General features: G+C 69.3%; 17 protein-coding genes. 6 read left to right on the forward strand and 11 right to left on the reverse strand.

Features of this window, described 5'->3' with window-relative positions:
- Positions 1-5: 5 nt before the first annotated feature.
- Positions 6-1,505 carry a DUF389 domain-containing protein gene (locus Q0579_RS16010; protein WP_298814548.1) on the reverse strand — a complete coding sequence of 500 codons (1,500 nt, stop codon included), beginning with the start codon at positions 1,503-1,505 and terminating at the stop codon, positions 6-8.
- 166 nt (positions 1,506-1,671) lie between these two features.
- Here Q0579_RS16010 and Q0579_RS16015 point away from each other — a divergent pair, with 166 nt between their 5' ends.
- Positions 1,672-2,886: a hypothetical protein gene (locus Q0579_RS16015; RefSeq protein ID WP_298814181.1), complete on the forward strand. Its 1,215-nt coding sequence runs from the start codon at positions 1,672-1,674 to the stop codon at positions 2,884-2,886.
- A gap of 42 nt (positions 2,887-2,928) precedes the next feature.
- Positions 2,929-4,092, forward strand: a complete 1,164-nt coding sequence (locus tag Q0579_RS16020; protein WP_298814550.1) for an acyl-CoA dehydrogenase family protein — start codon at positions 2,929-2,931, stop codon at positions 4,090-4,092.
- A 27-nt stretch (positions 4,093-4,119) separates the two neighbouring features.
- Here Q0579_RS16020 and Q0579_RS16025 read toward each other — a convergent pair whose 3' ends face one another.
- Positions 4,120-4,389 carry a LuxR C-terminal-related transcriptional regulator gene (locus Q0579_RS16025; RefSeq protein ID WP_298814182.1) on the reverse strand — a complete coding sequence of 90 codons (270 nt, stop codon included), beginning with the start codon at positions 4,387-4,389 and terminating at the stop codon, positions 4,120-4,122.
- Positions 4,390-4,649: 260 nt separating this feature from the next.
- On the opposite strand from Q0579_RS16025, the gene Q0579_RS16030 reads away from it, so the two are divergent.
- Positions 4,650-5,987 carry a gluconate:H+ symporter gene (locus Q0579_RS16030; protein ID WP_298814184.1) on the forward strand — a complete coding sequence of 446 codons (1,338 nt, stop codon included), beginning with the start codon at positions 4,650-4,652 and terminating at the stop codon, positions 5,985-5,987.
- A 23-nt stretch (positions 5,988-6,010) separates the two neighbouring features.
- Positions 6,011-6,688, forward strand: a complete 678-nt coding sequence (locus tag Q0579_RS16035) for an FCD domain-containing protein (protein ID WP_298814186.1) — start codon at positions 6,011-6,013, stop codon at positions 6,686-6,688.
- Here Q0579_RS16035 and Q0579_RS16040 read toward each other — a convergent pair.
- A complete protein-coding gene (locus Q0579_RS16040) occupies positions 6,685-7,170 on the reverse strand; it encodes a gluconokinase (protein ID WP_298814555.1) in 486 nt (161 codons plus the stop codon). The two genes, Q0579_RS16035 and Q0579_RS16040, sit on opposite strands and share 4 nt — an antisense overlap.
- 232 nt (positions 7,171-7,402) lie before the next feature.
- Between Q0579_RS16040 and Q0579_RS16045 the strand changes: the two genes are divergently transcribed.
- Together Q0579_RS16045 and Q0579_RS16050 are read left to right on the forward strand one after the other, a co-directional pair.
- Entirely contained in the window at positions 7,403-9,655 is a 2,253-nt protein-coding gene (locus Q0579_RS16045) for a glycoside hydrolase family 3 N-terminal domain-containing protein (protein WP_298814188.1), read from the forward strand.
- Positions 9,652-10,710, forward strand: coding sequence for an SMP-30/gluconolactonase/LRE family protein (locus tag Q0579_RS16050; protein WP_298814190.1), 1,059 nt, complete (start codon positions 9,652-9,654; stop codon positions 10,708-10,710). Before Q0579_RS16045 ends, Q0579_RS16050 begins: the two co-directional genes overlap by 4 nt.
- Before the next feature lie 9 nt (positions 10,711-10,719).
- Here Q0579_RS16050 and Q0579_RS16055 read toward each other — a convergent pair whose 3' ends face one another.
- The 8 genes from Q0579_RS16055 to rnd form a co-directional block, all read right to left on the reverse strand.
- Positions 10,720-12,369, reverse strand: coding sequence for a GGDEF and EAL domain-containing protein (locus Q0579_RS16055; protein ID WP_298814192.1), 1,650 nt, complete (start codon positions 12,367-12,369; stop codon positions 10,720-10,722).
- A 63-nt stretch (positions 12,370-12,432) separates the two neighbouring features.
- A complete protein-coding gene (locus Q0579_RS16060; protein WP_298814194.1) occupies positions 12,433-14,760 on the reverse strand; it encodes a xanthine dehydrogenase family protein molybdopterin-binding subunit in 2,328 nt (775 codons plus the stop codon).
- Positions 14,757-15,740 (reverse strand): xanthine dehydrogenase family protein subunit M, encoded by a 984-nt coding sequence (locus Q0579_RS16065; RefSeq protein WP_298814196.1) that lies wholly within the window; start codon positions 15,738-15,740, stop codon positions 14,757-14,759. The genes Q0579_RS16060 and Q0579_RS16065 overlap by 4 nt, the downstream gene beginning before the upstream one ends.
- The gene (locus Q0579_RS16070) at positions 15,737-16,264 is read right to left on the reverse strand and encodes a 2Fe-2S iron-sulfur cluster-binding protein (protein WP_298814198.1); all 528 of its coding nucleotides are present in this window, start codon (positions 16,262-16,264) and stop codon (positions 15,737-15,739) included. The genes Q0579_RS16065 and Q0579_RS16070 overlap by 4 nt, the downstream gene beginning before the upstream one ends.
- A gap of 115 nt (positions 16,265-16,379) precedes the next feature.
- On the reverse strand, positions 16,380-17,450 hold the full coding sequence (locus tag Q0579_RS16075; protein ID WP_298814200.1) for a phosphoesterase: 1,071 nt from the start codon (positions 17,448-17,450) through the stop codon (positions 16,380-16,382).
- Between the two features lie 38 nt (positions 17,451-17,488).
- Positions 17,489-18,547, reverse strand: coding sequence for a metallophosphoesterase (locus tag Q0579_RS16080; protein ID WP_298814202.1), 1,059 nt, complete (start codon positions 18,545-18,547; stop codon positions 17,489-17,491).
- Between the two features lie 101 nt (positions 18,548-18,648).
- Complete coding sequence (locus Q0579_RS16085) at positions 18,649-18,933, reverse strand: I78 family peptidase inhibitor (protein WP_298814205.1); 285 nt, start codon at positions 18,931-18,933, stop codon at positions 18,649-18,651.
- Positions 18,930-20,102 (reverse strand): ribonuclease D, encoded by a 1,173-nt coding sequence (rnd, locus tag Q0579_RS16090; protein WP_298814207.1) that lies wholly within the window; start codon positions 20,100-20,102, stop codon positions 18,930-18,932. The genes Q0579_RS16085 and rnd overlap by 4 nt, the downstream gene beginning before the upstream one ends.
- Positions 20,103-20,146: the final 44 nt, after the last annotated feature.

The following is a 20,146-nucleotide window of genomic DNA, read 5'->3' on the forward strand; positions in this document are numbered from 1 at the left end:
GCGGGTCACGATGCGCCGCGTAGCGTGAATGCCTGTCCGGCGGGTGGTGCGGGCAGCGGACGAACGCCGCGTTCGCGCAGCAGCGCCGCGATCGCGAGCGCGCGACGTTGCGGCAGCGTCGGGCGCTCGGGTGCGGTTGCCGCATCGGGCAGCCCGGGAACGAGCAGGCCGGGGATGTTCCAGCGTCGCGCCTCCCATGCCGACAGCAGCACCGCCTCGCGCGCGTCGTCGTCGAGCTGATCGGCACCGGTCGCGAACCTGATCAACGGCAGCGATTGCAGCGGCGGGATGATCGCGACCTCCCACCCGTCGGCCTCCGCGGCGGCGCGCGCCTCCAGTGCACGATAGGTGTCGGGCGTGGCGCCCGGCAGCGTGCCGGCCACCGCGGTTGCACGACGATGCTCGCGGTCGAGCGTCACCGCGTCGACGGGTACACCGGCGGCGAGCGACACCAGCTTGGCGATCGTGGCCGCCGCCGCGTCCTCGGCCGCAGCGATGTCGGACGCCTGGCGCAGTTCGGCACGCTGCGCGTCGATCGCGCCCGCCGAGGGATCGAGCAGGACTTGGTCGAGCTGCAACCGCACCGGACGGTTCAATCGCCTGGCGATTTCGGCTTCGAGCTTGCGGCTGTCCTGCGCGCCGGCGCGCGGGGCGATCACGACCGAGCGGATCGCGACCGGATCGCGGTCGAAACTGAGCTCGAGTTGCGTAACGCGCGCGTTGGCGCCGAAGCGGTCGCTCAGGATCGAGCGCACCTGGCTCGCCGCGACCGTTTCACGCGCGATCTGGCTGAGCGCGATTCCGAGCGGCACCGCCATAACGACGAAGACGAGCAGCAGCAGCGCGGTCTGCGTCCAGCTCTGCCGCTCCGATAGATGGTGACCGAAGCCATAGACGCGCGCCATGATCGTGGCGGACAGAGCGATGGTCAGGAAGTTGGTGACGAACAGCGCGAGCGAGCCACCGAGCACGGGCATGTTCCACGTCGCGACGCCGTAGCCGACTACTGCCAGCGGTGGCATCAGCGCGGTCGCGATCGCGACGCCGACGATCGTTTCGCCGCGCCCGCGGATGATCGCGAACGTGCCCGCCAGCGCGGCGAACAACGCGACGAGCAGGTCGAACAGATTGGGGCGGGTACGCGCCAGGATTTCGGCGGTCGGTGCCTTGAGCGGCGAGGCGACGACGATCAGCGCGGTGAACGCGACCGCCGCGCCCGCGCCGATCGCGAGCGCGGTCAGCGCGCGCCGCATCTCGGCGAAGTCGAACAGGGCAAGGCTGAACCCGAGGCCCAAGATCGGGCTCATCAGCGGCGAGATCAGCATCGCGCCGATCACGACGGCGGGCGACGATAGCAGAAGGCCCAGGACCGCGATGCCCGCGGACATCATGACCATGAAGGCGTAGCGGCCCGACCAACCGCTCTCTTCCACGATCCGCTCGACCACCTTCTCGTGATCGACCGATGCCACCAGTCGTTCGCGCCACCACGTCTGATGCGACATCCAGTCGCGGCCGGGCAGGGCGGCCGGTCGTGCCGCGGGATCGCTCACGAGGCGCTCAAGGCTGGGATGCGGTTGGTCATGCCCCTTCACTGCGTCGGCAGGACCGTGAGTACAAGTCGTCGGAACCATCCAGCCGGCCGACCGGTTCGCGGTTGGGGAGGGACGGATGTTGATCACGATCATGGCGGTGCTGATCGCGGCAGGGGTGGCCGCGTACTTAAGTTTCGGGCGGTTCGCCCGCGGCGAGGCGTGGCGTGCGACGGTGACCCCACTCGCGTCGATCATCGGCTCGGGCTTTCTGATCTGCGGGCCGCTGCTGGCGCGCGAGTTCGGCTCGGCCGCGATCCTGGCGATGGCGGCGCTGCTCGCGATCGCCTACGCGGTCGGCGCGGTGGTGCGGTTCAACATCGTCCATGTCGAGAATATCGCGCCCAAACTGGCGCTGAATGATCCGATGGCCTGGGCGATGCGCGCGGCGCAGGTGATGCTGGCGATCGCTTACGCCGTGTCGGTCGCTTATTACCTGAAGCTGCTGGCCGAGTTCACGATGAAGCCGCTGGCAGTGCCCGAGGCGTGGCATGGCCTGGTCGCCAACGCGCTGGTCACGTTGATCATCCTGGCGCTGACCGCGCTGACCTTCTCCGGCGACATCCGCAAGATCGAGCATGCCGCGCACGCCAGCGTTTCGGTGAAGCTCGGCATCATCGGCGGGATGCTCGCGGCGCTGGCATCGTGGTGGATCGGTCGCGACGGTCCGCCGCTGGTCCTGCCGCCCGCGGAGGTCAAATGGTCGGGCATCCCGCTGCTGCTGGGATTGCTGATCACGGTGCAGGGGTTCGAGACTTCGCGCTACATGGGTGACCATTACGATCAGGCGACACGAGTGCGGACGATGCGCTACGCGCAGTGGCTGTCCTCGGCGATCTATCTCGCGTTCCTGGCGCTGCTGACGCCGTTTCTGACCCAGGCGCGCGAGGCGGAGGGTGTGGCGGGTATCCTCGACATCATGGAACTGGTCGCCCCGATCATGGGCGTCTTCGTGCTGGTCGGCGCGGTGTCGAGCCAGTTAAGCGCGGCGATCGCCGATTCGATCGGGTCGGGCGGTCTGCTGGTCGAGGTGTCACGGCGCAAGCTGAGCGTGCGCAATGCCTTTATCGCGGCAAGCGCGCTGTCGATCGCGGTGGTGTGGTTGACCGATCCCTTCTCGGTCATCGCGCTGTCGTCGCGCGCGTTCGCGTTGTTCTACGCGATGCAGGCGCTGCTCGCCTTGTGGGTGTCGTTCCGCACCGGGGCGGGCAGCATGGCGGCGCGGATCGGGTTCGTGCTGGTCGGGCTGGTGTGCGTCGTCGCAGCACTGGCGGGTGCGCCGGCGGAAGGCTAGGCGCGCTTGCCAGGCCGGGTGGGCGCGGACACACTCGCGCGCATGGACATCCCCGCTGCCCGGTCCGACTTTCCCGAAATCCGCGACGCGGTGCGCGCGTTGGTGCGTGAGTTCGGCGACGCGTATTTCCGCGAGATCGACGAAGCGCGCGATTACCCGGCGGCGTTCGTCGAGGCGCTGACGCGCGCCGGATGGATGGCGGCGCTGATCCCCGAAGAATATGGCGGCGCCGGGCTCGGCCTCACCGAAGCGTCGATCATCATGGAGGAGATCAATCGCGCCGGCGGCAATTCGGGTGCCTGCCACGGGCAGATGTACAACATGAACACGCTGCTGCGGCACGGACTGCCCGAGCAGAAGCGCCGCTTTCTGCCCGACATCGCCGCCGGACGGTTGCGGCTGCAATCGATGGCGGTGACCGAGCCGACGACCGGCAGCAACACCACCGCACTGACGACGCGTGCCGAGCGGCGCGGCGACCATTATGTCGTGACCGGGCAGAAGGTGTGGACCAGCCGCGTCCAACATTCCGACCTGATGATCCTGCTCGCACGTACCGCCCCGGTGGGCGAGGGGCGCAAGACCGATGGTTTGTCGCTGTTCCTAGTCGATCTGCATGCCGCGATCGGTCGCGGGCTGGAGGTCCGGCCGATCCGCAACATGGTCAATCACGAAACCAACGAGCTGTTCTTCGACGGGCTGGCGCTGCCTGCCGACGCACTGATCGGCGAGGAAGGGCGAGGCTTCCGCTACATTCTCGACGGGTTGAACGCCGAGCGCGCGCTGATCGCGGCCGAGTGTATCGGTGACGGTTACTGGTTCATCGAACGCGCGGCGCGATACGGATCGGAGCGGGTCGTGTTCGACCGGCCGATTGGGCGCAACCAGGGCGTGCAGTTCCCGATCGCGCAGGCGTATATGGAGGTCCGCGCCGCCGACCTGATGCGCTACGAGGCGTGCCGCCTGTTCGACGCTGGCGAGCCATGCGGTGCGGAGGCCAACATGGCCAAGCATCTGGCGGCTGACGCGTCATGGAAGGCGGCGAACGCGTGCATGCAGACGTTCGGCGGGTTCGGATTCGCGGCGGAATATGATGTCGAGCGCAAGTTCCGCGAAACGCGGTTGTACCAGGTCGCGCCGATCAGCGCGAACATGATCCTGTCCTACGTCGGCGAGCACGTGCTCGGCATGCCGCGGTCGTTCTGACGCGCGACAGCGACGAACGCGGTGCGCCTAGCCGGCGAGCCGTTGATCGTAACCCATCGCCTGCGCTGCCATCGCGACCTGCGTACGATTGCGTACGTTCAGCTTGCGCATCAAGGCGGTCATGTGCGCCTTGACGGTCGCCTCGGCGATGCCGAGGTCGTAGGCGATCTGCTTGTTGAGCAGGCCCGAGCGGACGCCGTTCAATACCTTGAGCTGGGTCGGGGTCAGCCGAGCCGAAGCGGGCGGCGCGAAGGTCACCACCGTGTTGCCCGTGTCCTGCGCTTGCTGACCGTTCATCCGCCTACCTCCCTTGAACCGGCCGATCGGCCGTGGCCCGCGCCTCGTCTCGCGCGAACTCGTTGTGAGTCATTGCTAGCGCAAGTGGTACGACAAGTTCAAGAGTGTTGGTCGTATCAGAGCTCAATTTGCGGCTGTTTCGGCTTGCTCACGCGCCGACCTGTCGTACAGATGTCAGCAATATGGCCGCACGAGCGGCCATTAGGGGAGGGTGCGTTGGTGAACCGTGATGCTGCACGAGCCGAGGTGAGCGAGGCGTCGTGATCGCGGCGGACGTGCACCTGCTCGCTGCCGCGCTGGCAGGGATCGCGCTGTCGGTCGTGCTGATCGTCAAGGCACGGTTCCACCCGTTCATCGGGTTGCTGTGCGGCGCATTCGTGGTCGGGACGTTGGCCGGCCTGTCGGTCGCCGATACCGCGAAAGCGGTGCAGAAGGGTGCGGGCGACATCCTGGGCGGCACCGGATTGGTAGTCGCGCTGGGCCTGGCGCTCGGTGCGATGCTGCAATTGTCGGATGGCGCAGGAAGTATCGCGCGGGCGGCGCTGCGCTGGTCGGGGTCGAGGGGTGCACCCTGGGCCGCGCTCGCCACCGCGCTGATCATCGGACTGCCGCTGTTCTTCGAGACGGGATTGGTGCTGCTGCTGCCGATCGTCGCGGCGGCAGCGGCCGCGCTGCCGGGCGCGGGTGACGCCGCCAAACTGCGGCTGATGCTGTCGGCGATCACCGGCTTGTCGGTCGTCCATGCGTTGGTGCCGCCCCACCCAGGGCCGCTCCTGGCGGTCGAGGCGCTCGGCGCCGACCTCGGGCGCACGATCCTCTACGGCGTGCTGGTCGCGGTGCCGACCGCGGTGATCGCGGGTCCGCTGCTCGCGCGCGTGACCACCCACGGTATCGCGCTGTCACCGCCGACGCTCGCGCCCGCACGAGCCGCGGTGCAGGCACCGCCGATCGCGCGCGCGCTGGCGGTCGTGCTGCTGCCGGTGGCGCTGATCGCGGCGGGGCAGCTCGCGGTGCTGCTGCCACGCGATGCGGCGGTCACCGGGTGGCTGGCGGCGGCGAGCAATCCGGTGCTGGCGCTGCTGATCGCGTGCCTCGCCGCGCTGCCGCTGCTGTTCGGGCGCGAGGCGCTGCGTGCACCCGTCCAGGCGGCGATCTGGGCCGAGACGATGGCGCCCGCGGGTGCGATCCTGCTCGCGATCGGCGCGGGCGGCGCGCTCAAGCAGGTGCTGGTCACCGCCGGCCTGTCCGACCTGTTGGTGCGCGCCGCAGCGGGCGCCGCGCTGTCGCCGGTCCTGCTCGCCTGGGGCGTGGCGGTGTGCATCCGGCTGGCGACCGGTTCGGCGACGGTGGCGACGATCACCACCGCGGGGGTGATGCCGGGCGTGGTCGCGGCGAGCGGCGCTGCGCCCGAGTGGATCGTGCTGGCGATCGGCGCTGGATCAGTGTTCTTCAGCCACGTCAACGATCCCGGCTTCTGGCTGGTGCGCGGCTATCTCGGCACCGATACCGCGGGCACGTTTCGCACATGGTCGGCGCTGGAAACCGTGATTTCGGTCGTTGGCCTGCTCTTGGTGTTGGCGGCGAGCGCGCTATTCTGATCGCGAACAGGGGAGGGCCGGCATTGGGTCAGGAACGGCTGACGGATCGCGCCTATACCGCGATCGTCGAGATCATCAACGCGGACGACCTGAGCGTCGGCGACCGGCTGCCGTCGGAAGCGCGGTTGGCGGAGATGTTCGGCATGTCGCGCACGATCGTGCGCGAGGCACTGGCGCGGCTGGCGTCGGACGGCATCACCGAGCCGCGGCGCGGGGCGGGCTCGTTCGTGAAGAGCCGCCCGTCCGACCGCATGCTCGCGTTCATGCCGGTGGCCGAACTACCCGCGACACTCGGCACCTACGAGGTACGCTTCGTGCTGGAAGCCGAGGCGGCGCGGCTCGCCGCGGTGCGACGTTCGGGCGAGGAGATGGCGGCGATCGACGAGGCGCTGGAGGCGTTGCGCACGGCATTGCTGTCGGACGCGCCCGCGCACGACGAGGACATGGAGTTGCACCGCCGCATCGTCGCGGCGACCGCCAATCCGGCCTTCGCCGCGGCATTCGACGCGCTGGTCGCCGAGGTGGAGAAGGTGATGCGCGCGGGCGTCGATATTTCGCGCTCACGCCCGCCCGAGGTGATCGGCGCGATGATGCGTGAGCATGAGACGATCGTCGATGCGATCCGCGCGCAGGACGCCGACAGTGCCGCGCTCGCGATGCGCTGGCATCTGTCGGAAGGGCGCAAACGGTTGATGCCTTAGGCGTCTTCCAGCCACGACACCGCGGCGCGGCAGAGTTCGGGCGGGCTGTGGTGCGAATCGAGCGCCAGCACCGGCTCATCGGGCGCGGGGCGCTCCAGCGTGTCGAGCTGGCTGTCGAGCAGGCTGGGCGGCATGTAATGCGCCTGCCGGTGTTCGAGCCGGTGGAGCAGCTCGTCGCGTTCGTTGTCGAGCAGCACGAAGCGGACGCGCCCGCCCGCCGCCGCGGTCAAGCGGTCGCGGTAGCGTCGCCGAAGCGCCGAGCATGTCGCGACCGCGCGTCCGCTCGATCGCGCGGCGTCGCCGAGCGCGTGACCCAGCCGGTCGAGCCACGGCCAGCGATCGGCATCGGTGAGCGGGTGGCCGGCGCGCATCTTCGCGACCGCGGCGGCATCGTGGAAATCGTCGCCTTCGAGGAACGGGCAGTCGAGCACGCGCGCGAGGAGGGCACCAAGCGTCGACTTGCCCGATCCGCTGACCCCCATGACGATGATGGCGAGCGGCGCCTCTGCCTCGTCACGGTTCCGGGTCACGCGGTGCTGCTCCTTCGTTGCATCGATCGCCGCGGCTCTAGGCGGCGGGGCATCAACGCGGAAGCGGGACCAAGGTCGCAATCGGCGTGGGCTGGCGGGCGCTGCTTCTACGACCAAGGTCCGGTCGCGACGAGCACACGCGCGCGCTATCTGCCCGGGCGAAAGCGGTTGAAGGGGTGCGCGCGTGATTGAGGTGGGAACAGGCGTGCGGATGGGGCGCCGCGACGTGATGAAAGCAAGCGCCCTGCTCGCGGCCTCCGCCTGGGCGCCGGTCGCGACCGCGCGCGACACGCGTGACCACGGCGCGCGCATCCGCGATCTGTTGTCGCGCATGACGCTGGCCGAGAAGATCGGGCAGATGAACCAGATCGCGGGCGGGCGGCAGAAAGCGCTCAATTCGCGGCTCGACGCCGGCATGCTCGACCGGGTGCGCCGCGGCGAGATGGGCTCGTTCCTCCACGTCGCCGGGGCCGAGCCGCTCAGGCGATTGCAAAAGATCGCGGTTGAGGAATCGCGGCTCGGCATCCCATTGCTGTTCGCGATGGACGTGATCCACGGGTATCGCACCACGCTGCCGGTGCCGCTCGCGCTCGCCGCGGGCTGGGATCCGGCGATGATGGAACGGGCCGCCGCGCTGATGGCGGAAGAAGCGTGGGCGGCCGGGCTGCACTGGACCTTCACGCCGATGGTCGACGTCGCGCGCGATCCGCGCTGGGGCCGCGTGGTCGAGGGGGCGGGCGAGGACGCGTATCTCAGCAGCCGCATGGCGGAAGCGCAGGTCCGCGGGCTGGAGGGGCCGGTGCGACGCGCGGGTGAGCCGCCGGCCAAGGGTCGCGTGCTGTCGTGCAGCAAGCATTTCGTCGGCTATGGCGCGGTCGCAGGCGGGCGCGATTACGACAGTGCCGACGTGTCCGAGCGGACGCTGCACGAGGTCTATCTGCCGCCGTTCCACGCCGCGATGCGCGCGGGCTCTGGCAGCTTCATGACCGCGTTCAACGACGTTGCGGGCGTGCCGATGACCGCGAACGAGGCGCTGGTGGGCGGCGAATTGCGCGGACGCTGGGGCTATCAGGGGCTGGTCGTCAGCGACTGGAATGCGATTCCCGAGTTGATCAACCACGGCGTGGCCGCGACCCCGGCCGAGGCCGCCGCGCTGGCGCTGCGCGCGGGCGTCGACATGGACATGGCGAGCAGCACCTACGCCGATCATCTGGCGACCGCCGTCACGGCGGACGCGTCACTCGTCCCCCTGATCGACCAGGCGGTGACGCGCATCCTGACGACGAAGGCGCGGCTGGGCTTGTTCGACGATCCATACCGCTTCGGCGACGCGGCGCGCGAGAAAGCACCGCTCGCGCGCGGAACGGCACGTGAGCTGGCGACGCGCTCGATCGTGCTGCTGCGCAACGAGGGCGCCGTGCTGCCGCTCAAGCCCGCCGCGCGGATCGCGCTGATCGGTGCTCTGGCTGATGACGCGTCCTCCGCGCTCGGATCGTGGCGCGCGCGCGGGCAGACAGAGGATGCGGTGACGCTGCGCCGCGCGCTGCCGCAAGCGACGTTCGATCCCGGCACCGACCCCGCCGCCGCACGCGTCGCTGCAAGCGCCGATGTCGTGTTGCTCGCGATCGGTGAGGATTACGACATGACGGGTGAGGCGCGCAGCCGCTCGGACATCGCGCTGCCGGGGGCGCAGCAGGCGCTGATCGATGCAGTCCGCGCGGCCGGCAAGCCGATCGTCGCCATCCTGATGGGCGGCCGACCATTGGCGCTGGAGCGCGCGCTTACCAATATCCCGGCGGTTCTCCAGACCTGGTTCCTGGGGATCGAGAGCGGTCCGGCGATCGCCGATGTATTGTGGGGCAAGGTGTCGCCCGCGGGCCGATTGCCGATCGAAATGCCGCGCACGACCGGGCAATTGCCCATGAGCTACGCGCACGTGCCGACCGGGCGACCGGCAAACCCCGACCTGGCGGTCGACAGCGCGCGCTATCACGACGGCGCCATCGGGCCGCTGTTCGCGTTCGGTCACGGCCTGAGCTACGCGCGCTTCCGCTACTCGCCGCTGACGATCGAGCAGCGCAGCGATGCGGCGGTGATCAGCGTTGCCGTCACCAACGACGGCAGCGTGAAAGCGGACGAGGTCGTTCAGCTCTACGTGCGCGATCCGGTCGCTTCGGTAGCACGCCCGATCGCCGAGCTGCGCGGGTTCGGCCGCGTCGCGCTCGCGCCGGGTGAGCAGCGAACGGTGCGCTTCACGCTCGATCACGCGCAAGTGGCGTTGTGGAAGGCAGGCAAATGGGTGATCGAGGCGGGCGCAATCGAGGTGATGGTGGGCAGCTCGTCGGCCGACATCCGGCAGCGCGGACGCTTCAGCGTCGCCGCGGGCGAAGGGACCGTACCCGCGGCATCGATCGCGACACTGGTGGAGGTGGTATGAGCGTGGACGACCGGGCGATGGCGGGAATGACGCGCCGCGCGGCGATGATCGGCGGCGCGGCGGCGATCGCCAATGCGGCGGTCGGCTTCGCGGCGATCGCGCGACCCGGCGGCCGCATGCCCTCGGCGGGTACGATCACGCGCTTCGATCCCGCGCTCGACCGCTTGCTCGATCCATCCGCGCCGATCGAGCTGATCGCGCGCGGGTATCAATGGGCGGAAGGCCCGGTGTGGGTCAAGGAGGGTGGTTATCTGCTGTTCTCCGACGTGCCCGCCAACACGGTACACCGCTGGACCGCGCGCGAGGGCGCGCAACCGTTCCTCCAACCCTCCGGGCTCAACGGTCCGATCCCCGCCGGCATCCGCGAGGCGGGCGCGAACGGGTTGGCGATCGACGCGTCGGGCGCGCTGGTGATGGCGGATTCGGGCACGCGCGCAATCGCGCGGGTCGACCTGGCGACGAAGCGCAAGACGATCCTGGCCGATCGATACCGCGGCAAACGCTTCAACAGCTGCAACGACGTGACGATCGCGCGCGAGGGCACGATCTACTTCACCGACCCGCCCTATGGCCTCGCGGAAGGGGATTCCTCGCCCCTGAAAGAGCTGGCGTTCAACGGTGTTTATCGCCTGCGCCCCGGCGGCGCGGTGGAGTTGCTCGACGGCAGCCTCAAGCGGCCGAACGGTATCGCGCTTTCACCGACGCAAGATCGATTATACGTCGGCTGCTCCGACGAGTCCGCGCCCGAAATCCGCGTCTTTGATCTGGCGCGTGACGGATCGGTCGTGCAGGGCCGGCAATTGGTCGACTTCACGCCCGAGTTCAGGCGCGGGTTGCCCGGCCTGCCCGATGGCATGAAGGTCGCGCGCAGCGGGCATCTGTTCGCGAGCGCGCCCGGCGGGCTTTACGTGCTGGCGCCCGATGGGCGCAAGCTCGGGTTGATCGCGCGTGGCAAGCCGATCGCCAATTGCGCGTTCGGCGAGGACGGGCGAACGCTGTTCATGGCGAGCAGCGACGCGATCCTGCGGCTGCGCTTGCGGGCCAAGGTCGCCTGAGCGGCCGGCTCAGGCCGCCATCCGCCAGGTTCCGCGCCCGGCCGCCTTCGCCTCGTACAGCGCGCGGTCGGCGCGCGCCATCACCGCGCGCTCGGTCACCAGCGGCGAGGCCGACCAGGTCGCGCCCGGACTGGCGCCGACGCGCAATTCGCTGTCACCGCACGCCTCGTACCGCCCCTGCAAAGCGGTGACGGTGCGTTCGGCGAGGAACGCCAGCTTGGTCACGTCCGCGCCGACCAGCACCACGGCGAACTCGTCGCCGCCCAGCCGCGCAACCAGATCGTCGTGGCGCACCGCGCCGCGCAGGCGAATTGCGGTTTCGACCAGGATCGCGTCGCCCGCCTCATGGCCTAGGTGGTCGTTGACCTGTTTGAACCCGTCCAGGTCGACCAGCATTACTCCGCAGGCGAGATCGCCCGGCAGTGCGCGCAGGCGGCTTTCCAGCCCGCGGCGGTTCAACAAACCGGTGAGCGGATCGGTCGTCGCCTGCACCTCGGCCCGGATGCGCCGTTCGTGTTCCTCGGTCAGGTCGATCGTCACGCCGACCAGTCGCTCCGGACGACCGTCCTCGTCGCGCAGCAGCCGACGGTCGCAGCGCATCCAATGCACGCCGCTGTGCGTCTGCAGGCGGTATTCGACCGAGGAGCGGTCGCGCTTGCCCTCGATCAGCTCCTGCAGGTCGGCGTTGGCGCGATCCTCGGGCAGGATGTGTGCGCTGAATTCCTGTAGGTCGTACGGTCCGGTGCCAGGCCCGGCGACGAACTGGGCGAGTTGCTCCGACGTCTCGAACGCACCGCTTGCGATGTCCATGTGCCACGATCCGCCGCGCACCGCCGCGGTGATGAGCGACAGCCGCGCATTCACCTCCAGCAGGCGACGCTCGGCCTCGCGCTGCTGCGTGATGTCCTCGACATGGCCGAAAAAGCGGGTGACGCGGCCCTGGTCGTCACGCACCGCCGACACTTCCAGCTTGGCGTAAACAAGCGTTCCGTCGCGGCGCAGGAAGCGCTTTTCCATGTTGTAGCCAACGCGCTTGCCCAGCAGCGTTTCGCGCAGCTGCCGCAGGTCGAGCTCGATATCGTCGGGGTGCGTCAGCTCGACGATGCTGACCCCGATCAGCTCCACGGCCGGTCGCCCGACCATCGCCGCGAATTTCGCATTGGCGCGCACGATGCGCCCCTCGGTGTCGACGATCGTCTTGCCCGCCGGCGCATTCTCGAACGCTTCGGCGAACATCGCCTCGCTGCGGGCGATCTCGAGCTGGAGGTCGTCGCGGTTGCTGATCTGCGTGACCAGCACGATGACGCCGAGCACGCGACCCTCGGCGTCGCGGTCGGGCATGTAGCTGCCCTGGACGCGACGCCGATGATCGTGGTCGAAGATGTGGTATTCGTAGGTGACCTCTTCGCCCTGCATCGCGCGGTGCAGTTGCGCGGCGATCTGGGGATAATTGCGGTCGCCGACGATCTCCCGCACGTAGCGGCCGACGATCTGCTCGGGTGCGATGCCGCGCCAGCGCGCGTAGGTCTGGTTGGCGTAGCGGTAGCGCAGGTCGGGGCCGAAATAGGCCACGAGCCCGGGGAGCAGGTCAAGGATGTGCCGCGGGGTGAGCGTCTGGTCTGGCTCGTGCGTATCCCCGGGCTGGATCGGCGAGGTCATCGCCGATCCTTAATCGCGCCTCGGTTAACAACCTTCTTAGATGATTACCCGGCGAGGACGGGTTTACAGCAGCTTGTCGAGCGTGATCGGCAGGTCGCGCACGCGCTTGCCGGTCGCGTTGAACACCGCGTTCGCGACCGCGGCCGCGACCCCGGTGATGCCGATCTCGCCCACGCCGCCCGCACCCATCGGCGCGTGTGGATCGGGCACGTCGGTCCACATCACCTCGATCTCGGGCACGTCCATGTGCACGGGCACGTGATATTCGGCGAGGCTGGGGTTCATGATCCGCCCCTTGCGCTCGTCATACTGCGTTTCCTCCATCAGCGCGAGGCCGAGGCCCATGATGATCCCGCCGCGGAACTGGCTCGCGGCGGTCTTCGGGTTGAGGATGCGCCCGCAGTCGAACGAGCCGAGGAAGCGCGACACGCGCAGCTCGCCCGTCACCGCATTGACGCGCACTTCGCAAAACATGGCGCCGTGTGAGTGCATCGACCAGTGCGTCGTCTCGAGCGGGGAGGGCGGCTCGGCCTCGACCACCAGTTCGTCACGCTGCGCGCGCGACAGGATGGAGGCATAGCTCTCGTGCGCGGACGGATCGTCGATCTTTGCGAGCCCGCCGTTCACGCCGGTCACCGCGTCGGCGTCGAGCCCGGCGAGCGGCGAGTCGTTGCCCGCGAGCTTAAGCAATTCGGTGACGAGCGCGCGGTGCGCCGCCATGACCGACGCGCCGATTGCCGCGGTCTGCTGCGACCCGCCCGCCATGACGGTGCCGGGCAGCGTGCTGTTACCGTAGTTGAACGCGACCTGCTCCATCGGCAGGCCGAGTCGGTCGGCGGCGACCTGCGTCTGCGCGGTCGCGGTACCCATTCCCATGTCGTGCGCGGCGATGTCGATCACGGCACCGTCGGCTCGCAGCGTGATCCGCGCCGCGCCGCCGGGCATGCGGTAATAGGGGTAGGTCGCGGTCGCGACACCGGTGCCGATCAACCATTCGCCCTCGCGCCTCGTGCCGGGCGCCTGACGTTTGGACCAGCCGAAACGTTCGGCCCCGTCGCGAAACGCCTTCTCTACCTCACGCGAGGAGAAGGGTGCGCCGGTCGTCGGATCCTTGTCAGGCTCGTTGCGCAGGCGCAGCTCGACCGGGTCGAGGCCGATGTCGTGCGCGAGTTCGTCGATCGCGCTTTCCAGCGCAAAGGTGCCGACCGCCTCACCGGGCGCGCGCATGAAGGTGTTGGCGACCATGTCGAGATAGGCGACCTCGACGTCGAGCTTCATCGTCTTGGTCGCATAGGCGCTGCGCGCGGGCAGGATGAACGGCTCGGGCAGCACATTGTGGTGGCTCATCGCGGTCGTGCCGGTGTGGATCAGCGCGTCGAAGCGTCCGTCCGCATCGGCGCCGAGCGCAACACGCTGTTCGGTGATCGTGCGCCCGCCGACGATGCGATAGACCCCCTCGCGCGAGAGCATCAGCCGGACCGGGCGCCCGGCCAGTTTCGATGCGGCGGCGGCGAGCACCTGATGTTGCCACAACCCCTTGCCGCCGAAACCGCCGCCGACGAACGGCGAGGTGACGTGGACCTGATCCTCGTCGATCCCGAACACGTGGCCGAGCGACCAGGCAGTGTGCGCGACCATCTGCGACGCATCGTGGACGCGCAGGTGATCGCCGTCCCACGCGACGGTGACCGCGTGAAGCTCGATCGCGTTATGGCTGTGCCGCGGCGTGGTGTAATGCTGGTCGACCTTGTGCACCGCGTGCGCCAGCGCTTCCTCGGCGCTGCCGTTCTCGAACTTGAGCGGCTGTCCCATGAACTGGCCGGGTTCGACGCCCTTGGCCTTCGCCTCGGCGAGCGCGGTGACCGCGTGCTCCTCCTCGTAGGCGACGTGGATCAGCGCGGCGGCGTGGTCGGCCTGTTCCTGCGTCTCGGCGAGCACGAGTGCGACCGGTTCGCCGTTCCAATACACCTTCGCGTCCTGCATCACGGGTAGGTCGTTACCGCCGCACGCTTTTTCCGCGGTCATGAACAGCGGCATCGGCTTCATGCGCGGCGCGTTGCGGTAGCTCATGACGAGGGCGACGCCCGGCGCAGCCTCAGCAGCGGTGGTGTCCAGCGCGCTGATCGTGCCCTTGGCGACCGTGCTGAACACGAGGCTGGCGTAGAGCATGCCGTCGAGCGGGAATTCGGCCGCATAGGGTGCGGCGCCGCGCACCTTGACGGGACCGTCGACGCGCGAGACCGGGCGGCCGATATGGCCGTGCTGCGCGCGGATCAGTGGATCGGGCTTGCCGCCCGGCATCCAGCTGTCGGGGGCCATCTGAACCGCCTTCGCCATCACGGCCGATGCCGCGCCCTGTACCGCCTGCTTGGCGTCCTCGACGACCTTCATGCGTCCACTCCCGCCAGTTCGGCCAGCACGGCCGTCATTGTTCGTTTCGCGAGCTCGACCTTGAAGCCGTTGTCGCTGAGCGGCACTGCCTCGGCGAGCTCGGCCTCGGCCGCGGCGCGGAACGCATCGGGCGATGCGACCTGACCGCGCAACATCTCCTCCGCGCGCGACGCGCGCCACGGCTTGTGCGCGACGCCGCCGAGCGCGAGGCGCACGTCGCTGATGCGACCGTCTTCCAGCTCGATCGCGGCGGCGACCGAGACGAGCGCGAAGGCGTAGCTCGCGCGGTCGCGGACCTTGCGATAGGTCGAGTGCGCGGCGATCGACGCGGCGGGCAGTTCGACCGCGGTGATCAGCTCGCCGGGCTCCAGCACCGTGTCGATCTGCGGCTGGTCGCCGGGCAGGCGGTGCAACTCGGTCAGCGGCAGCGTGCGCGTGCCGCCTGCCGAGGACAGATGCACCACCGCGTCGAGCGCTGCGAGCGCGACGCACATGTCGCTCGGGTGCGTCGCGACGCAGGCATTCGATGCGCCCAAGATCGCGTGGATGCGGTTGAACCCGCCATGCGCGTCGCAACCCTGGCCGGGTTGCCGCTTGTTGCAACGCGAACCCTCGACATCGTAGAAATAGGTGCAGCGCGTCCGCTGGAGCAGATTGCCGCCGACCGTCGCCATGTTGCGGATCTGCGCGCTCGCGCCTGCGAGGATCGCGCGCGCAAGCACCGGATAGCGGGCGCGGACCCCAGGGTGCGCCGCCAGCGCGCTGTTGGTGGTGCCCGCGCCGATCATCAGCCCGCCGTCCGGCGTTTCGGTGATGTCGCGCGACAGCCCGGTCACGTCGATCAGCGCCGCCGGGCGCTCAACCGTTTCGCGCATCAGATCGACCAGGTTGGTGCCGCCGCCCAGGTAGCGCGCGCCACGTGCGGCGAGCTGAACCGCTTCGCCCTGATCGGTCGCGCGATTGAAGCTGAACGGGGTCATTCCGCTGCCTCCAGCACCTTGGCATCGCTCGTGCCGTACACTTCCAGGATCGCGTCGACGATCCCGTTATGCGCGCCGCAGCGGCACAGATTGCCGCTCATCCGCTCGCGTACCTCATCGCGGGTCAGCGCGATCGTGTCCGCGTCGAGCGCGCCGGTGACGTGGCTCGGCATGCCGCGCGCGATCTCGTCCGCCATCGCCACCGCGGAACAGATCTGCCCGGGCGTGCAGTAACCGCACTGGAACCCGTCATGCTCGACGAAAGCGGCCTGCAGCGGATGGAGCGCGTCAGCGTCGGCCAGCCCCTCGATCGTGGTGACCGCGCGTCCGTCATATTGGACCGCGAGTGCGAGGCAGGAAACGATCCGCTCGCCGTCGACCAGCACGGTGCAGGCGCCGCACGCACCCTGATTGCAGCCTTTCTTGGTGCCGGAAAGGTGCAGTTGTTCTCGCAACAGGTCGAGCAGCGACACGCGCGGATCGCTGGGCAGGGGGACGGGCGATCCATTGACGGTGATCGGCATGACGCTTCTCCGATGATGCAACGTATATTAACCCGCCGGCCGAACCGCGGCAATCAGGCTGACCGCTCGGATGGTCGTAGATTGCCGCTGCAAAGGGCTCGCGTCACGCCAGCCGTCACTCGTCCAGCGGCAGCACCGCGTCGGGAAAGCCGAGCCCGGCGACGAAGGCGTTCCACCCAGCGATCGGCAGCGCCCCGCCGGTCGCCTGCGCGTGGCCGTTGCCGTAACGACCGTCGGCACCCGCGGGCCGATGCTCGGCAAGAAAGGCGAGCAGATCGCGCCCGCCCGCCGATCGCGCGGCAAAATGCACCCAGCCGCGTCGATAGCCGCTATTGGCGGCGATCACGACCTTGTCCTTCAACCGCCCGCGCCATTGCTGCGCGATCAGCGGGTGGATCTGGCAGGGCGAGGAGAAGAGGATCAGCGCGACGTCGCCGATCACGCGCGGCGGGACCCGGCGTGCGGCCTCGACCGCCTCGCGCACCTCGACCTTGGCGGCGACCAGCGCGCGCGCGTCGTCGCTGTCGCCCTTTGTGACGACCTTGGGGCCATCGGCCGCGAGCAGCAGCCGCAGCGCGGGCGCCGCGTCGGCCGCGCCCGTTCGCCTGGGCGCGTTGACGAGCGAGGTCGCGTCGCGCAGCGCGGTCTTGCCCCAGCGTTTCTGCGCGTCGGCCAGTTCGGGGAAGGCATCTTCGGCGGCCATGTCGCCGATCAGCCCGAGTGCCGCGAGCCATTGCAGGTCGCCTTGGTCACCGAGCGCGGCGGCGGCCCACCAGGCGATCAGCGCGCTGGTCGGTTCGGGATCGAGCCCGTGTCCGCTCAGCGTCACGCCATCCGGCGGCGTGCCGGTCGGGCGGTGATGGTCGATCGTCAGCGTTGGCACGCCCGCGAGCACGGGTTCGCCGCGCGTGCCGAGATCGGCGACGATTAGCCCGGCGGGATCGAGCGCGCGCAGGCGATCGGCGAAGGCGGGCTCCCACGGCGTTTCGCCCTTGCCGACGATCGCGGGCACGGCCTCGCGCCCGCTCGCCTCGAGCGCGCGCACCAGGATCGCGACAGCGGAGAGGCCATCAGCGTCGAAATGCCCGGCAACGGCGATGCGGCCGTCGGACACGTCACCCAGGAAATGCGCCATTCCTTCGCGCGCAAGCCCGCGGGGATCATCGTTGGTGAGCGAACCGATCATCGCGCTAGAACCGTTCGGCCCCGCGCGGGTTCATCGGCTCACGCGCGGTGGAGCGTGAAGCGCGTCATTTCCGATGAGCGCCCCAGCCGGAGCGCGAAGCCCGGCCACAACCCGGTGCCGTTGCTGACGTACAGCGTCATGTCGCCGACTTGGTAGGCGCCCGATACGAAGCCGCCGTTCGCAGGCTCCAGCAGCTTCGCCATGCCGGCGATCATCCCGCCGTGCGTGTGCCCCGACAATTGCAGCGCCACGCCCTTGGTCGCCGCCGCCCGCGCATTGCGGGGTTGATGGTCGAGCAGCACGATCGGCGCACCGGCGGGAGCGCCGGCGAGGGCGGCGGTGAGGTCGGGGCCCGCCTGTCCGGCGCTGCGCGCCGAGGCGTCGGTCACGCCCGCGATCACCAGCGCCGCGTCGCCACGCCGCAGCACGACATGGGCGTTCGGCATCATGCCGATGCCGAGCCCGCTCAGGTGGCGCATCCATTCGGCATAGTTGAATAAATATTCGTGGTTGCCCGGCACCGCCCAGACGCCGTCCGGCGCGCGCAGATCCGCGAGCGGCGCCACGTCTGCGCGCCGCATCGCGACCGAGCCATCGATGAAGTCACCCGTCACCACGATAGCATCCGCCCCCGCCGCGTTGGCACGTGCGACCACCGCGTCCCCCCAGCGTGCGGTGAACAGCCGGCTGAGATGCAGGTCGGTCAATTGCAGCAGTCGATAGCCCTCTAACGCGGGCGGCAGTCCGGGGATCGCGACCGCTACGTCCTTTACCGGCGGCACCCGCGCCGCGTTCGCCACGCCGACAGCCGCGAGCAATCCCGCGAGCCCGGCAGCCGCGTAGCGCGCCGCATTGGGAACGCCGCCGCGCCCGACCAGCCAGCCGAGCAGCGCGACCACGTCGAGCGCGACTTGGAACACCGCGAGCAGCAGGATGGCGCCGAACGCCCAGTTGAAGATCAGCACGGCGGCGCGCGGAAACTCGGGCGCGAATACCGAGCCTGACGAGAAGCGGCTCCACAGGTGGAATTGCGACGCCGCGAGCAGCAGCACGACGCCGACGAGCTTCACCCAGCCGGGGATCGACAGCGGCAGCAACCACCGCGCGATGACGAGCAGGCTGGGTAGCGAGAAGAACAGGTGAAAGATGGCGTCACTCCTCGCGCAACGATGGCGCCACGATCACCGGCTGGAGTTGATCAGCCGCAGGTCAGCCGGACCACGCGGCCGCTCGCATCCGTTTCGATGTTGAGCCGATCGGCGCGGTAATCCATCGTCAGCATGTCGTCCGTTGCGTAGCGGCGGACGATGCGCGCGCCGCTCAGCCGCAATGCCTCGGCTTCAACCGCGTCGGCCGGCTGCCCAACAAGATGTTGCACCGGCTCGGCCTTGCACCCGCCCGTCGCCGGGATCGCGACCGGCGCGTTCCGCGGCGCGCAGCCGCCCAGCACCGCCGCGGCGATCAGCGTTCCCCCGCGGATCATTCCGCTTCGGCCCGCGTCATCTTCAGCCGTCCGCCGGTCACCGCGAACGCCATGCGTCCCTCGACCAGGTCGAGCGCGTCACGGCCGAATTGGTCGAAGCGCCAACCTTCCAGGATCGACAGACCGCTGCGCACCCCGGCCGCGAGTGCTTCGAGATCGTCCGAGCGCGCGAGCAACCGCGGCGCCACGTCGATGTCGCGCGCGCGGATCTTGAGCAGCAATTTCAGCAGGTCGGCAACCAGCACGCCATCCTTGCCAAGCCCGGGTTTGCGATCGTCGCGCGCCGGCATCTCGTCGGCCGGAAGCCGTCGGGCATGCTCGATCGCCGCCATCAACCGCGCGCCGATCTCGTTCGAGGCCCAGGTCTGCGACAAGCCGCGCACCTTGGCGAGGTCGGCTTGCCGACGCGGGGGGTGGCCGGCGAGGTCGCCCAGCGTCTCGTCCTTGACGATGCGCCCACGCGGCAGGTCCTTGCCCTGCGCCTCCAGCTCGCGCCAGCGCGCGATCGCCTTCAACCGGCCGAGCACGTCGGCCTTGCGGCTCGACACGCGCACGCGCTTCCACGCGACGTCGGGATCGTTGGCGTAATTGGCGGGATCGGCCAGCCGCTCCATCTCCTGGTCGAGCCAGGCACCGCGCCCGGTCTTCTTCAACCGTTCGAGCATCTTCGGGAAGATGCGCGACAGATGCGTCACGTCGCCGATCGCGTAATCGACCTGGCGGTCGTCGAGCGGGCGCCTGGACCAGTCGGTGAAGCGCGCGCCCTTGTCGACCTGGATGCCGAGCCAGCTGTCGACCAGGTTCGAGTAGCCGATCTGTTCACCCTGGCCGAGTGCCATCGCCGCGACCTGCGTGTCGAACAGCGGATGCGGGGTGCGGCCGGTCAGGTTGTAGATGATCTCGATGTCCTGCCCGCCGGCGTGGAAGACCTTGAGCACGTCCTCATTCTCGGTCAGCAGCTCCAGCAGCGGCGTCATGTCGAGCCCCGGCGCCTTGGGGTCGATCGCGGCGGCTTCCTCGCTGTCCGCGATCTGGATCAGGCAGAGCTCGGGATAATAGGTGCTCTCGCGCATGAATTCGGTGTCGACCGTCACGAAGGGCGCATCGGCGAGGCGGGCGCACAGATTGGCGAGCGTCGCGCTGTCGGTAATCAGGGGGTGAACGTGCATAAGCCGCGCGTCATAGCGGGGCGGCGCGTGCTTGACAAAGCGTG

It is taken from the genome of uncultured Sphingomonas sp., from assembly GCF_936927845.1.
Taxonomy (GTDB): Bacteria; Pseudomonadota; Alphaproteobacteria; order Sphingomonadales; family Sphingomonadaceae; genus Sphingomonas.

Bases quoted from the DNA above. Each gene is read 5' to 3' on its own strand.
- Q0579_RS16010 (WP_298814548.1), bottom strand. From the start codon at position 1,505: ATGTCGCATCAGACGTGGTGGCGCGAACGACTGGTGGCATCGGTCGAT.
- Q0579_RS16015 (WP_298814181.1), top strand. From the start codon at position 1,672: ATGTTGATCACGATCATGGCGGTGCTGATCGCGGCAGGGGTGGCCGCG.
- Q0579_RS16020 (WP_298814550.1), top strand. From the start codon at position 2,929: ATGGACATCCCCGCTGCCCGGTCCGACTTTCCCGAAATCCGCGACGCG.
- Q0579_RS16025 (WP_298814182.1), bottom strand. From the start codon at position 4,389: ATGAACGGTCAGCAAGCGCAGGACACGGGCAACACGGTGGTGACCTTC.
- Q0579_RS16040 (WP_298814555.1), bottom strand. From the start codon at position 7,170: ATGGGGGTCAGCGGATCGGGCAAGTCGACGCTTGGTGCCCTCCTCGCG.
- Q0579_RS16050 (WP_298814190.1), top strand. From the start codon at position 9,652: ATGAGCGTGGACGACCGGGCGATGGCGGGAATGACGCGCCGCGCGGCG.
- Q0579_RS16055 (WP_298814192.1), bottom strand. From the start codon at position 12,369: ATGACCTCGCCGATCCAGCCCGGGGATACGCACGAGCCAGACCAGACG.
- Q0579_RS16060 (WP_298814194.1), bottom strand. From the start codon at position 14,760: ATGAAGGTCGTCGAGGACGCCAAGCAGGCGGTACAGGGCGCGGCATCG.
- Q0579_RS16065 (WP_298814196.1), bottom strand. From the start codon at position 15,740: ATGACCCCGTTCAGCTTCAATCGCGCGACCGATCAGGGCGAAGCGGTT.
- Q0579_RS16070 (WP_298814198.1), bottom strand. From the start codon at position 16,264: ATGCCGATCACCGTCAATGGATCGCCCGTCCCCCTGCCCAGCGATCCG.
- Q0579_RS16075 (WP_298814200.1), bottom strand. From the start codon at position 17,450: ATGATCGGTTCGCTCACCAACGATGATCCCCGCGGGCTTGCGCGCGAA.
- Q0579_RS16085 (WP_298814205.1), bottom strand. From the start codon at position 18,933: ATGATCCGCGGGGGAACGCTGATCGCCGCGGCGGTGCTGGGCGGCTGC.
- rnd (WP_298814207.1), bottom strand. From the start codon at position 20,102: ATGCACGTTCACCCCCTGATTACCGACAGCGCGACGCTCGCCAATCTG.